Below are 13,135 nucleotides of genomic sequence, written 5' to 3'. Positions count from 1 at the left end.
CCAGATATTTATTTGCAGCGCGTCAACATTAAACCAGCCCGCAAACCGGGGGCCACATTGGGATTAGGAAATAAAACATATTCCACCTCATGTTGCGCAAAATAGCGTGTCTCCCCTTCCTGCGCCAGTAAGGTTCCCGCCGGGAAAACCGTGAAGTTCAGCGTATCGTCTGCCATATGCAGCACAAATGCATCGCTGTGACGGGTCAGTTGCTGCACAACCTGGTAACGGAGCGGCATCTCGCCTGCGTCCGGCGTCGCCTGCCCGCTGATGAGATCGCCCAGTGCCTCCGCGGTAGTCGCAAACTGCTGCAAATCGTTTTGTCCGAACGGGAGCGCTTTCCCCAGCTCCAGGGTACAGGCCAGCGCGTTAAAATTCTGCGCGCTGAAATGAGTGAAAGTGCCGCCGGGCGCGCGATGAAACACCAGTGCTTCCAGCCCGGCGTGACCAAGCCAGCGCAGAAATGGCTCCTCCCACGGTTTGTCACGCTGCGGCAGCACGCCAAAACGAATGTGGTGCGAACTGCGAATGGCGGTATGCAGATCCAGATGCCAGCGCTCACTGGCCTGTGGCGAAAAGAACTCCCCCACCACCTCCTCAAGCCGCTGCGCGCGCAGCGTTTCTGCACTGTGCGCAAACTGCTGCCAGCGCCCGCCAAACATCCGGTTCATGTCGCTGTGCCGGTAACGCTTGCCCTCGCGCAGCGCAGGCGGATTACCCAGAATAATCAGCACGCGCCAGCGCAACGGGATTTCTCCACGCATCAGCCGGGCAAGCAGCCCGTCTACCAGTTCCACCGGCGCGGTTTCGTTACCGTGAATGCCCGCCGAGAGCACCAGCGCCCGTTCGGTGGCCTCGTGCGGAATAAGCTCCAGAAGCCCCTCGCCCCGCCAGTGCCAGCGAAAATTCCCGTTCTGCCCGCAGGCGTGTAACGGCGTTGCCCCGCTCAGGGTCAGTGCCAGAAAGTTCTCCATGACCTGTCCTTAATGCTGGAACGGATAGACCGATCCCAGATCCAGTAGCTGTGTCAGTCTGTCCAGCGCCTCACGCCCTTCGCGCAACAGCTGCGGATCGGCAAGATCGGCCTGCGTCAGACGGTCGCGGTAGTAGCGATCGACCCAGTCGTTAAGCGTGGCGAACAGCGCATCATTCATCATCACTGCCGGATTGACCGCCTGCGCTTCGTCATCGTTTAACACAACGCGCAGACGCAGACAGGCCGGGCCGCCGCCGTTCGCCATACTCTCGCGCAGGTCAAACACCCGCAAATCGTTAACCGGATTCTGTTGTGCCAACAGTTCGTTGAGATAACGCCAGACGCCCGGATGCTGCTGGCACTCCAGCGGCAACACCAGCGTCGTGCTGCCGTCATCACGCCTCAGAAGCTGGCTGTTAAAAAGATAGGTGCTGACCGCGTCTTTCACCGACACCACCGCCTGCGGGACTTCTATCGCCTGGAAGCCGGGGATCTGCTCCGCCAGTTTTGCCAGCAGTCCGCGCTGCTGAACAAACGCCCGCTCATGGGCAAACAGCAGCGTGCCGTTCGATACCGCGATCACGTCGTTATGAAACACCCCTTCGTCGATTACCGTCGGGTTTTGCTGGGCGAAAATCACCCGCGCCGGATCGACCTGGTTGATGCGCGCCACCGCCTGGCTCGCTTCAAGTGTTTGTCGCGCCGGGTAGCGCTCCGGTGAGGCATGGCCGTTTTCTTCACGGCCATAGACAAAAAGCTGCACGCCCGGCTCGCCGTGCTCGCGGCTGAAGCGGTTATGGTTCGCCGCACCCTCATCGCCAAAGCGTGCCACCTGCGGCAGCGCACCGTGAACGGCGAAACGATCCGCATCGCGGAAAATCGCCCGCAGCAAGGCTTCGGTCGTCGGCGCTTCCGTCGAGCGGTGGAATTTGTTGTTCAGGTTCGCCACGGTGAAATGCACTTTGCCGTCCAGCGCATCTGCCGACGGGCAGACCGTGGCGGCATTGGCGACCCACATTGGCGAGGCGGAACTCGCCGCGCTGAGCAGTTCCGGCGCAGTTCTGGCGGCTTTTTCAACTACCTGCTCATCGCTGCCGGTAAATCCGAGCTGGCGTAATACCGGCACATTCGGACGCTCGTGCGGCGGGATCACCGCCTGGGCAAACCCGGCGTCCGCCAGCGCTTTCATCTTCAGCAGCCCCTGCTTCGCCGCAAGCTGCGGGTTCGAAACCTGCAAGCGGTGCTTCGTGGACGCCTCATTACCAAAAGAGAGACCGGCATAGTGGTGCGTCAGCCCCACCAGCCCGTCAAAATTGACTTCGCGTGCTTTCATTACTGTTCCTCCCGCCCAAAATCCAGGCCGGGGTTGAGGCTGTCAGGCAGTGTGAGCGCCGGGGATTCGAGGCTCGCCATCGGCCATGCGCAGTAATCGGCGGCGTACCAGGCCCCCGGACGATGGTTCCCGGACGCGCCGACGCCACCAAAGGGGGCGGTACTGGCGGCACCCGTCAGGGGTTTATTCCAGTTGACGATCCCCGCCCGCGCCTGCACCAGCAGCGTGTCGAATTTCTCGCGCTGCGGGGAGACAAGCCCGCAGGAGAGCCCGTAGCGGGTGGCATTCGCCATGCGGATCGCCTGCTCATAATCATCGTAGCGCCAGACGCCGAGCAGCGGGCCAAACACCTCTTCATCCGGCACGTCGGGAACATCGGTGAGTTCGATAATGCCGGGCGTTAACAGGGAGGTGCCCGCCTGCAACAGACGCGGGGCAAGCAGCGTTTTACCACCGCGCCCGGCCAGTCCCTGCCAGGCGGCATAGACGCCTTCGGCGGCCTGCGGTGAAATCATCCCACCGATAAACGGCTGCGGTTCGGCGTTCCAGGCGGCGGGGGTGATGCGTGCGGCCACCTCAACAAGACGGGTGAGAAACGCGTCGCCCTGCTCGCCGCGCCTGACCAGCAGACGGCGCGCGCAGGTGCAGCGCTGCCCGGCGGTGATAAAAGCCGACTGAATGGTGAGATGCACCGCCGCGTCGATATCTTCTGCATCTTCGACGATCAGCGGATTGTTACCGCCCATCTCCAGCGCCAGAATTTTCTCCGGCTGCCCGGCAAGCTGGCGATGAAGCTGATAGCCGGTGCTGGCGCTGCCGGTAAACAGCAGGCCGTCGAGGTCAGTATGCTGGCTTAACGCCTGCCCGGTTTCCCGCCCGCCCTGCACCAGATTGAGCACGCCCGGCGGCAACCCGGCCTGCTCCCAGAGTCTGACCACCGCTTCGCCACTCCACGGCGTCAGTTCACTCGGTTTGAAGATAACGGCGTTGCCCGCCAGCAGTGCAGGCACAATGTGTCCGTTCGGCAGATGGCCCGGGAAGTTATAGGGGCCAAACACCGCTAACACGCCGTGCGGACGGTGACGCAGGGTTGCCGCGCCGTCGGCAAGTTCAGTGTGCTGTTCGCCAGTGCGCGCATGGTACGCCTTCACGGAAATACCGATTTTATTGATCATCGCACCCAGTTCGGTCGCCGCTTCCCAGCGCGGTTTCCCGGTTTCACGGGCGATGATATCCGTCAGGCTGACCCGGTTGGCCTCCAGCAGCGTGGCAAATTTTTGCACGATCCCTTCACGGGAGTTAAAGGGCATTCTGGCCCACGTCGGGAAAGCCGTCCGCGCGGCACGAACGGCCATATCAACCTGGGCTCCATCGGCATCGTTGCCGGTCCAGAGTGTGTCCTGCGACACCGGATCGCTTTTCACCCGGCGTTCACCCTGCCCCGTTACCCAGTCACCATTTATCCAAAGACTCATTATTTTTTCTCCTGCGGGCAAAGAAGCACCAGACGAACGTTATCGCCAGGCTGACATTTCAGGGCATCCATCTGCGCGGCACTCAGTACCAGGCGTTCGGTTTGCGGATCGACATTAATCAGCATGGCGCGAAACTGTTCATATTGCTCATTCGCCACCATACAGGTCGGCCATTTCCCCGGCGCGGGCTGGCCTTCTGCCACCTCCACCAGGCGGCTTTTGCGGATCGCCCGCACCCGGTCGATGTCGCACTCAAGCGTCGGGCCGCCGTCAAAAATGTCCACATAATTACAGTAGCGGAAGCCCTCTTTTTCCAGCACCGCGCGGGCGGGCGCGGTTTGCGGATGCACCTCGCCGATTACCGCCTGCGCTTCGTCAGAGAGAAAATGGGTATAGATCGGATGTTTGGGCATCAGTTCAGCAATAAAGGCTTTCTGCCCGGTGCCGCACAGGTGATCGGCGCGGCTGAACTCCATTGAGAAAAACTGTTTGCCGAGGCTTTCCCAGAACGGCGAGTAGCCGGTGTCATCGATCACCCCGCGCATTTCCGCCACCACCTTTTCGTTGAACCGGTCGCGGAACGCCGCCATAAACAGAAAGCGCGATTTTGATAGCAGGTAGCCGTTGCCCTCTTTGCGCCAGTCCGGATCGAGAAACAGGGTGCAGAGTTCGCTGCTGCCGGTGTGATCGTTGCTGAGAAACAGCGTCGGCAGCGCGTTGTAAACATTCAGCTCTTTCGAGGCGTGCACCAGCGTGCCGACGCGGTAGTTGTACCAGGGATCGTTTAAACCTACCGCCACTTCGATGGCGCAGATCCCGGCGACGGTGCCGGTTTGGGTATCTTCAAGCACAAACACATAGCCCTGCTCGCTGGGCGGCAGGGTGCCGGCCCAGGTTTGCTGCGCGCGTTCAATACGCGCGGAGAGCGTGGCTTCATCGGCAGGCAGCGACGTCAGGCCGCCGCCCGTTTTCCCGGCAAGCTGCATCAGCGCCGGAAGATCGTCGTGCCCGACCGGGCGGATCACCATCATACTGTCTCTCCCGACAGGTAGCGCTCGCAGGCCCGGGCAAAACGCGTCAGCCCGTCGCTCACTTCTTGCTGGCTAATATTCAGCGCCGGGGCAAAACGCAGCACACTGGCTCCGGCGATAAGCACCATCACGCCCTCGGCAGCGGCAAGCTGGGAGATCATTTTGGCTTTTCCGGCGTGCTCTGCGGTCAGTTCCGCCCCAATCAGCAACCCGAGGCCACGGATCTCTTTGAACAGCGCCAGACGGGAGTTGATCCCGGCTAACTGCTCGGTAAACCACTGATGGCGCTGTTTCACCCCGTCCAGTACGGCAGGCGTGTTCACAATATCCAGCAACGCCCCGGCTACCGCCGACGCCAGCGGGTTACCGCCGTAAGTGGTGCCATGGGTACCGACGGTCATCACCTGTGCGCAGGCTTCGCGGGTGATCATCGCGCCAATCGGGAAGCCGCCGCCGAGCGCTTTGGCGGTGGTCAGCACGTCCGGCGTGACGCCGTAATGCTGATAGGCGTACAGCTCGCCAGTACGTCCGACCCCGGTTTGCACTTCATCAAAAATCAGCAGCGCATCAACGCTGTCGCACAGCTCGCGCAGCCCTTGCAGGAAAGCGCGATCGGCAGGTACCACGCCGCCTTCGCCCTGCATCGGCTCGACGATCACCGCGCAGGTATTTTCATTAATCAGTTCGCGGGCAGACGCGAGATCGTTATAGGTGGCGTGGCGGATCTCCGGCGGCAGCGGCGCAAAATCCTGCGAATAGGCAGGCTGACCGCCCGCGCTGACGGTAAACAGCGTGCGGCCATGAAATGCGTTTTTAAACGCCACGATGCCGCTTTTCTGCGCGCCGGCCTGGTCGTGGGCGTATTTACGCGCCAGTTTCAGCGCCGCTTCGTTGGCTTCCGCCCCGGAGTTACAGAAGAACACGCGGTCGGCAAAAGTGGCATCAATCAGGCGTTTCGCCAGCCGCAACACCGGCTCGTTGGTGTAGCCGTTGCCGGTGTGCCAGAATTTACCCGCCTGTTCGGTTAACGCTTCGCGTAAGGCCGGATGTGCATGTCCCAGCGCGTTTACCGCAATGCCGCCCGCAAAATCGACATACTCTTTGCCCTGCTGATCCCACAGGCGAGAACCCTCGCCCCGCACCGGAATAAAAGAGGCGGGTGCGTAAACCGGCACCATCCATTCATTAAAGTTTTCACGCGTAACTGACTGGGACATAGCGACCTCATCCGGTAAATGAAAAGTTATATATATGTTAATAGTTTTGGCTTTTGCGCTGTAAATGTAGATTGCACGGTTCGTGCCAGCCAGCGATAAAAATGCATAACGGAGAGAGGTGATCGTAAAATCAATAACTTAAAAAGCAGCGTTATTCACTAATAGTGCATATTAAGTGAATAATTTTAAGGGTGCGTCAGATGGCGGGCCGATCGGCAAGAAAGTTTATGCACTCATAAAATATCATTCTGGATTTGTGATCTTTAGCAGAACTTCACCGCCATTTACGCGCTTTTTCAGGGCAGTGCGCACCGTTTCAGGGCAAAGCGCGGCTTATCGGTTTGCGCTGTGACAGCCATCGGCATAAATCATCGGCGCGGGAGATACTTTCTGATAACATCGCTGCACCATTCATTACTCCTGGCAGACTATGAAATTTGTCTCTTTTAATATCAACGGCCTGCGCGCCCGCCCTCATCAACTGGAAGCCATCATCGAAAAACATCAGCCGGATGTGATTGGCTTGCAGGAAACTAAAGTTCACGACGATATGTTCCCGCTCGAAGATGTCGCAAAACTTGGCTACAACGTGTTTTATCACGGGCAGAAAAGTCACTACGGCGTGGCGCTGTTGACCAAAGAGACGCCAGTTATGGTGCGTCGCGGCTTCCCTGGGGATGACAGCGAAGCTCAGCGCCGGATTATCATGGCGGAAATCCCGTCATCGCTTGGCAATATCACCGTTATCAATGGCTATTTCCCGCAGGGCGAAAGCCGAGACCATCCGACCAAATTCCCGGCCAAAGCCAAATTTTACCAGGATTTGCAGGACTTCCTTGAAACCGAGCTGAACAAAGACAACCCGGTGCTGATCATGGGCGATGTGAACATCAGCCCGACGGATCTGGACATCGGTATTGGTGAAGACAGCCGCAAGCGCTGGCTGCGTACGGGCAAATGCTCGTTCCTGCCGGAAGAGCGCGAGTGGATGGCGCGTTTACAGGGCTGGGGGCTGGTGGATACCTTCCGTCACGCTAACCCGGAGGCGAATGACCAGTTCTCGTGGTTTGATTACCGCTCGAAAGGCTTTGATGATAACCGTGGACTGCGTATCGATCTGGTGATGGCCAGCGCGCCGCTGGCCGCCCGCTGCACCGCCACCGGCATTGATTACGATATTCGCGGAATGGAAAAACCGTCAGATCACGCCCCGGTATGGGCGGCGTTTGATCTGTAAGCGTCAGGGTTTAACCCGTCGCCAGACCAGCGGATTGGTGCTCAGCGTGCGTTCGTCACGCTGACACTGCAACAAAATACCTTCCGCTTTCACTACCGCCCCTTCCGAATAGTTTTCATCCTGATAAACACAGCACTGATTGCACGGTTGCGGGCGCTGACCGCCAGAACTGAAGACCTCTGGCGGGACGTTGACATCCACGCCGCCTGTGCTGTAACGCACCTCGGCGTGGGCCGAAACGGATAACAACGCCAGCATGCCGGCTGCGAACAGGGTGGATCGGATCATCGTTTTTTTTCCTGAGTCAGTGGTGGTTATAACTATAACGGTAAAAAAACGCAGAAGCTTTAACGGGTATCGTCATCATTTTTTATTATGACCCACCGCAGGTCATTAATTTCTCAGCCTCTGCCAGAATCGTTTCTCTTATGCCGGTTTTCCAGTGGTATAGTCGAAAAAAGCAAACCATTGCGTGCACAACCTAAAAAAAATATTATTCACCTTCGTCATAAGAGGCTCTTATATCTATGGAACAGACTTGCTCTCTGGAAACCTTCCTGACCCGTACTCAACAACGTGATCCACACCAGACTGAATTTGCCCAGGCCGTTCGTGAAGTCATGACGACGCTGTGGCCGTTTATCGAAAATAATCCCCGCTACCGCCAGCTTTCTCTTCTGGAGCGACTGGTTGAACCGGAGCGGGTGATCCAGTTCCGCGTGGTGTGGGTGGATGACCGCAATCAGGTGCAGGTGAACCGCGCCTGGCGCGTGCAGTTCAATTCCGCCATTGGGCCGTATAAGGGCGGAATGCGTTTTCACCCGTCGGTCAATTTATCGATCCTGAAATTCCTCGGCTTTGAGCAGACGTTTAAGAACGCGCTCACCACCCTGCCGATGGGCGGTGGCAAAGGCGGCAGCGATTTCGATCCGAAAGGGAAAAGTGAAGGCGAAGTGATGCGTTTTTGCCAGTCGCTGATGACCGAACTGTACCGCCATCTGGGGCCGGATACGGACGTACCGGCGGGCGATATCGGCGTCGGCGGGCGTGAAGTGGGCTTTATGGCGGGGATGATGAGAAAACTCTCCAACAACAGCGCCTGCGTGTTCACCGGCAAAGGGTTGTCGTTCGGCGGCAGCCTGATCCGCCCGGAAGCGACGGGTTACGGGCTGGTCTATTTCACCGAAGCGATGTTAAAACGTCACGGACTGAGTTTTGAAGGGCTGCGGGTGGCGGTGTCCGGCTCCGGCAACGTGGCGCAGTACGCCATTGAGAAAGCGATGGAGTTTGGCGCACGTGTCGTCACCGCGTCGGATTCCAGCGGGACGGTGGTGGACGAAGCGGGCTTCAATGCGGAAAAACTGGCGCGTCTGGCTGAAATCAAAGCCAGCCGTGACGGGCGCGTGGCCGATTACGCCCGCGAGTTTAATCTGGTCTATCTCGAAGGTAAGCAGCCGTGGTCGGTGCCGGTGGATATCGCCCTGCCATGCGCCACGCAAAACGAACTGGATGTGGATGCCGCCCGTCAGCTTGTCGCCAACGGGGTGAAAGCTGTGGCGGAAGGGGCCAATATGCCGACCACCATCGAAGCCACCGATCTGTTCCTGGAGGCAGGCGTGCTGTTCGCACCGGGCAAAGCCGCCAATGCCGGCGGCGTGGCGACATCGGGACTTGAGATGGCGCAGAATGCCGCGCGCATGAGCTGGAAGGCGGAGAAAGTGGATGCACGTTTGCATCACATCATGCTGGATATTCACCACGCCTGCGTGGAATACGGCGGTGAGAGCAAGCAGACGAACTATGTGCGTGGGGCGAATATTGCCGGGTTTGTGAAGATCGCGGATGCGATGCTGGCGCAGGGTGTGGTTTAAAGCACCCTCAGGAATGCAAACACCCTCACCCCAGCCCTCTCCCTGAGGGAGAGGGAGTACAGGCACCCCCACCCCAGCCCTCTCCCTCAGGGAGAGGGAGTACAGGCACCCTCACCCTAACCCTAACCCTCTCCCTGAGGGAGAGGGGACAGACCGCATGCGTACTCGCTTTTCTCCCTCTCCCTTAGGGAGAGGGTCGGGGTGAGGGGTAACCCCTATTCTCCCACCCCAACCGCAGGCGGGCTTTTCTTCGCCCGCTTCTTAAACGTCTTTTTCTGACCGCCCGGCGCGACAATGCCCTTAAACTGACGGGCCGGAGTACTTCGCGCGATATCGATCAGCTGATACAGCGTCCCCACCAGCGGCTGCATAAAGTCCTGATAGCGGCACTGCTTTTCGCTGATTTTCGTCAGCTCTGATTCCCAGTGCGCGGTCATGTCAGGCCTCGCGGCCATTTCCGGCAGTGAGTGGATCAGCGCCCGTCCGGCGTCGCTGGAGTGGATATAGCGCCCCTTCTTCAGCAAAAATCCGCGCTTAAACAGCAGTTCGATAATCCCGGCACGCGTCGCTTCTGTGCCCAGTCCATCGGTGGCACGGAGGATTTTCTTCAGATCTTTATCCTGCACAAAGCGAGCGATCCCGGTCATCGCCGACAGCAGCGTGGCATCGGTAAAGTGGCGCGGCGGCTGAGTCTGCCGTTCGATCACTTCGCCTTTCTCGCACAGCAATTCGTCGTTTTTGGCGACCACCGGCAGCGGCGTGCCGTCGTTTTCTTCATCGCGCTCTTTATTGCCGAGCAGCGTGCGCCAGCCCGCTTCCGCCAGAAAACGCGCTTTCGCCACAAATTTTCCATTGGCGATATCCAGCTCAATGGTGCATTTGCGGAACACCGCATCCGGGCAGAATTGCATCAGGTACTGACGGGCGACCAGGGTGTAAATCTTCTCTTCGTTATCCGTCAGATTCACTTTGCTGCTACGCGCGGTAGGAATGATCGCGTGGTGCGCATCCACTTTTTTGTCGTCCCAGCAGCGGTTGCGGATATCGGTATTCACCACCGGCTGTGGCAGCAGCGCCGGACTGTGCACGGAGATGGCATTGATCACCGCGTGGCGACCGGCAAAGTGCTCATCCGGCAGGTAGCGGCTGTCCGAACGCGGATAGGTGATGAGCTTGTGGGTTTCATATAGCTTCTGGCAGATATCCAGCACGTTTTGCGCGCTGAGGCCAAAGCGTTTTGCCGCCTCAATCTGCAAGGATGAGAGCGAGAACGGCAGCGGTGCAGGCTCGGTTTCGCGCTTGTCGTTGTAGCTGGTGACCAGCGCGGGCTGCCCGCTGATGCGTTTGACCACATGATCGGCAAGCGATCGGTGCAGCAAACGCCCCTCCTCATCCTGGTACGGTTCGCAGGCTTCGCTCGGCTGCCAGGTGGCGGTGAATCGCTCGTCGGCGGGCGTCACAATGTGCGCTTTGACCTCAAAGAAATCCTTCGCCACGAAGTTTTCGATCTCTTCATCGCGGCGCACCACCAGCCCCAGCACCGGCGTCTGAACGCGCCCGACCGAGAGCACGCCCTGATAACCGGCGTTCTGCCCGAGCAGCGTCCAGGCGCGGGTCATGTTGATGCCGTAAAGCCAGTCAGCGCGGGAGCGGGCCAGCGCGGAAGAACTGAGCGGAATAAATTCGCTGTTTGAACGCAGGCGGTTAATCGCCCTCTCCACCGCCTGCGGGTTGAGATCGTTAATCAGGCAGCGCTGCACGTTGCGCCGCTTTTCAGCGGGCAGTTGCAGGTAGTTGAGCACTTCATCCACCAGCAACTGACCTTCACGATCCGGGTCACCGGCGTGAATGATTTCACTGGCGTCATTCAGCAGTCGTTTAATGACGTTAATCTGTTTAGTGACCGACGCGCGGGGCTGAAGCTGCCATTTATCCGGGACGATCGGCAAATCAGAGAGGTTCCAGCGGGCGTAGCGGCTGTCGTAGGCATCCGGCTGCGCCTGCTCCAGCAGGTGACCGATACACCAGGTCACCACCTGACCGTTGCCGCACTCAATGAAGCCGTCGCCCTTGCGGTGAGGTTTGGGGAGCACATCCGCAATGGCGCGGCCAAGGCTCGGTTTTTCGGCAATAAACAACCGCATCGAATTACCGGATCTCAATCATAGGGCGACCGGCGCGGGCCGTAACCAGCTCGCCAATGGCTGTCAGGGTGACGCCATATTCTGCCGCCGTTGCCAGCACCTCAGATTCCGCCTCAGGTGAGACCGCCAGCAGAAGGCCGCCGGAGGTTTGCGGATCGCACAGCAGATCGCGCCACGCCTGCGGCATCTCGCCCATCAGGTGACCGTAGCTGGCGAAGTTGCGCAGGGTGCCGCCCGGTACCGCGCCCTGCGCGATGTACTCCTCGACGCCCGGCAGTTTAGGGATCGCCTGATAGTTGATTTGCGCCTGTACGCCTGCGCCCTGGCACATTTCGCTCAGGTGTCCGAGCAGACCAAAACCGGTCACGTCGGTCATCGCCTTCACGCCTGCAATATTGGCAAAGCCCGCGCCCACGAGGTTCATCTGACACATGGTTTCGGTGGCAAGGGTGGCATGTTCAGGTTTGAGCAGCGATTTTTTCTCAGCGGTGGTCAGCACGCCAATGCCGAGCGGTTTGGAGAGGAACAGTTTGCAGCCCGCCTGAGCGGTGCTGTTTTTCTTCACGCGTTCAGTGGGAACGACGCCGGTGACCGCAAGACCAAAAATCGGTTCCGGTGCGTCGATGGAGTGCCCACCCGCCAGTGCGATGCCCGCCTGCTGGCAGGCAAAACGCCCGCCTTCGATCACCTCACGGGCGATCTCCGGGGCCAGGGTATTGATGGGCCAGCCGAGAATGGCAATCGCCATGATCGGTTTGCCGCCCATGGCAAAAATATCGCTGATAGCATTGGTGGCGGCAATGCGGCCAAAGTCGAACGGGTTATCGACAATCGGCATAAAGAAGTCGGTGGTGCTTATGACGCTGGTGCCGTTGCCCAGATCGTAAACCGCCGCATCGTCGCGGGTTTCGTTGCCCACCAGCAGGTTGGGATCAACAAATTTTGCCTGCTCGCTGTGCAGGATGGTCTCCAGCACTTTGGGCGAAATCTTACAACCGCATCCGGCTCCGTGACTGTACTGCGTTAAACGAATGGCTTGCTCGCTCATGGACATCTCCTGTCATTGCAATCCGGCTATGGTAGCGCTCATTCAGGGAAGTGGTAAGTATGACTGTCTGAATTGCGCCGCTTTCGCTCACAATCCAGACAGTTTTGCGCAGAGGGCTCAGAAATAACGCACAAACGGCGTGGTATCAGGCAGGCTGATGGTGGTGGAGGCTTTAAGCTGCGGGGTCCCGAGGTACAGGAAGCCGACAATCTGATCCTGTTCGCGGCACTCAAGCGCTTCGCGCACGATGGGGCTGTCGGTCAGCGGGCCGCTGCGCCAGATGCCGTTAAAGCCCTGCGCCAGCGCCGCCATTTGCATCGCCATTACCGCGCACCCGGCGGAAAGCAGTTGCTCCCAGCGCGGCACTTTCGGGTGATCTTCGCATTTCGCCACCACCGCGATGATCATCGGCGCACGGAACGGCGCGGAACGGGCTTTCTCAATACCCTTCTCATCCTGGCCCAGTGCGACGGCACCGCGCTCCATAAGCTGACTAAAACGCTCACGCCCTTCGCCTTCGATCACGAAAAAGCGCCACGGCTGGAGTGTGCCGTGATCCGGCGCGCGCATGCCCGCCTGCAAAATATTGTCCAGTTGTTCTCCGGCGGGCGCGGGTTCAGCCAGTCGCGAAGCGCTTCGGCGATTAACAAGCAGTTCTAATGCATCCATCGTTAAACTCCATTCATCAAATTTATGCATAAAATTAACACGAGCGGATATTTTGTTACAGCGGCGACGGCGAATCATGCTGACAAGTCGTCGCCGGGTAATTAGGATAGCCGCACATGCCGCTCAGGGTAGCG

Annotated in this window: 11 protein-coding genes; 2 read left to right on the top strand and 9 right to left on the bottom strand. The window is 59.0% G+C overall.

The window, feature by feature from the left end:
* Nucleotides 1–8: 8 nt before the first annotated feature.
* The 5 genes from astE to BM373_RS03550 are packed head-to-tail and all read right to left on the bottom strand — an operon-like array spanning nt 9 to nt 6,032.
* Nucleotides 9–974, bottom strand: a complete 966-nt coding sequence (gene astE, locus BM373_RS03570; RefSeq protein ID WP_090459520.1) for a succinylglutamate desuccinylase — start codon at nt 972–974, stop codon at nt 9–11.
* A 9-nt stretch (nt 975–983) separates the two neighbouring features.
* Nucleotides 984–2,309 carry an N-succinylarginine dihydrolase gene (gene astB / locus BM373_RS03565; protein ID WP_090459517.1) on the bottom strand — a complete coding sequence of 442 codons (1,326 nt, stop codon included), beginning with the start codon at nt 2,307–2,309 and terminating at the stop codon, nt 984–986.
* Entirely contained in the window at nt 2,309–3,784 is a 1,476-nt protein-coding gene (gene astD, locus BM373_RS03560) for a succinylglutamate-semialdehyde dehydrogenase (protein WP_090459515.1), read from the bottom strand. The genes astB and astD overlap by 1 nt, the downstream gene beginning before the upstream one ends.
* On the bottom strand, nt 3,784–4,815 hold the full coding sequence (astA, locus tag BM373_RS03555) for an arginine N-succinyltransferase (RefSeq protein ID WP_090459513.1): 1,032 nt from the start codon (nt 4,813–4,815) through the stop codon (nt 3,784–3,786). Before astA ends, astD begins: the two co-directional genes overlap by 1 nt.
* Entirely contained in the window at nt 4,812–6,032 is a 1,221-nt protein-coding gene (locus BM373_RS03550) for an aspartate aminotransferase family protein (RefSeq protein WP_090459510.1), read from the bottom strand. Before BM373_RS03550 ends, astA begins: the two co-directional genes overlap by 4 nt.
* A 430-nt stretch (nt 6,033–6,462) precedes the next feature.
* On the opposite strand from BM373_RS03550, the gene xthA reads away from it, so the two are divergent.
* Nucleotides 6,463–7,269 (top strand): exodeoxyribonuclease III, encoded by an 807-nt coding sequence (xthA, locus tag BM373_RS03545; protein WP_090459508.1) that lies wholly within the window; start codon nt 6,463–6,465, stop codon nt 7,267–7,269.
* A 3-nt stretch (nt 7,270–7,272) separates the two neighbouring features.
* On the opposite strand, the gene BM373_RS03540 is transcribed toward xthA, so the two are convergent.
* Nucleotides 7,273–7,527, bottom strand: coding sequence for a YnjH family protein (locus tag BM373_RS03540; RefSeq protein ID WP_256214560.1), 255 nt, complete (start codon nt 7,525–7,527; stop codon nt 7,273–7,275).
* Nucleotides 7,528–7,796: 269 nt separating this feature from the next.
* Between BM373_RS03540 and gdhA the strand changes: the two genes are divergently transcribed.
* Entirely contained in the window at nt 7,797–9,140 is a 1,344-nt protein-coding gene (gdhA, locus tag BM373_RS03535) for an NADP-specific glutamate dehydrogenase (protein WP_090459504.1), read from the top strand.
* Between the two features lie 215 nt (nt 9,141–9,355).
* Here the strand turns inward: gdhA and BM373_RS03530 are convergent, their stop codons facing one another.
* The 3 genes from BM373_RS03530 to BM373_RS03515 form a co-directional block, all read right to left on the bottom strand.
* A complete protein-coding gene (locus BM373_RS03530; RefSeq protein ID WP_090459501.1) occupies nt 9,356–11,284 on the bottom strand; it encodes a DNA topoisomerase III in 1,929 nt (642 codons plus the stop codon).
* A gap of 4 nt (nt 11,285–11,288) precedes the next feature.
* On the bottom strand, nt 11,289–12,332 hold the full coding sequence (gene selD, locus BM373_RS03525; RefSeq protein ID WP_090459498.1) for a selenide, water dikinase SelD: 1,044 nt from the start codon (nt 12,330–12,332) through the stop codon (nt 11,289–11,291).
* A 117-nt stretch (nt 12,333–12,449) separates the two neighbouring features.
* Nucleotides 12,450–13,001: an NAD(P)H nitroreductase gene (locus BM373_RS03515; protein ID WP_090459495.1), complete on the bottom strand. Its 552-nt coding sequence runs from the start codon at nt 12,999–13,001 to the stop codon at nt 12,450–12,452.
* Between the last annotated feature and the right edge of the window lie 134 nt (nt 13,002–13,135).

Source organism: Enterobacter sp. kpr-6 (genome assembly GCF_900116015.1).
Classification (GTDB): domain Bacteria; phylum Pseudomonadota; class Gammaproteobacteria; order Enterobacterales; family Enterobacteriaceae; genus Enterobacter_D.
This window is presented reverse-complemented; position numbering and strand designations above follow the sequence as displayed.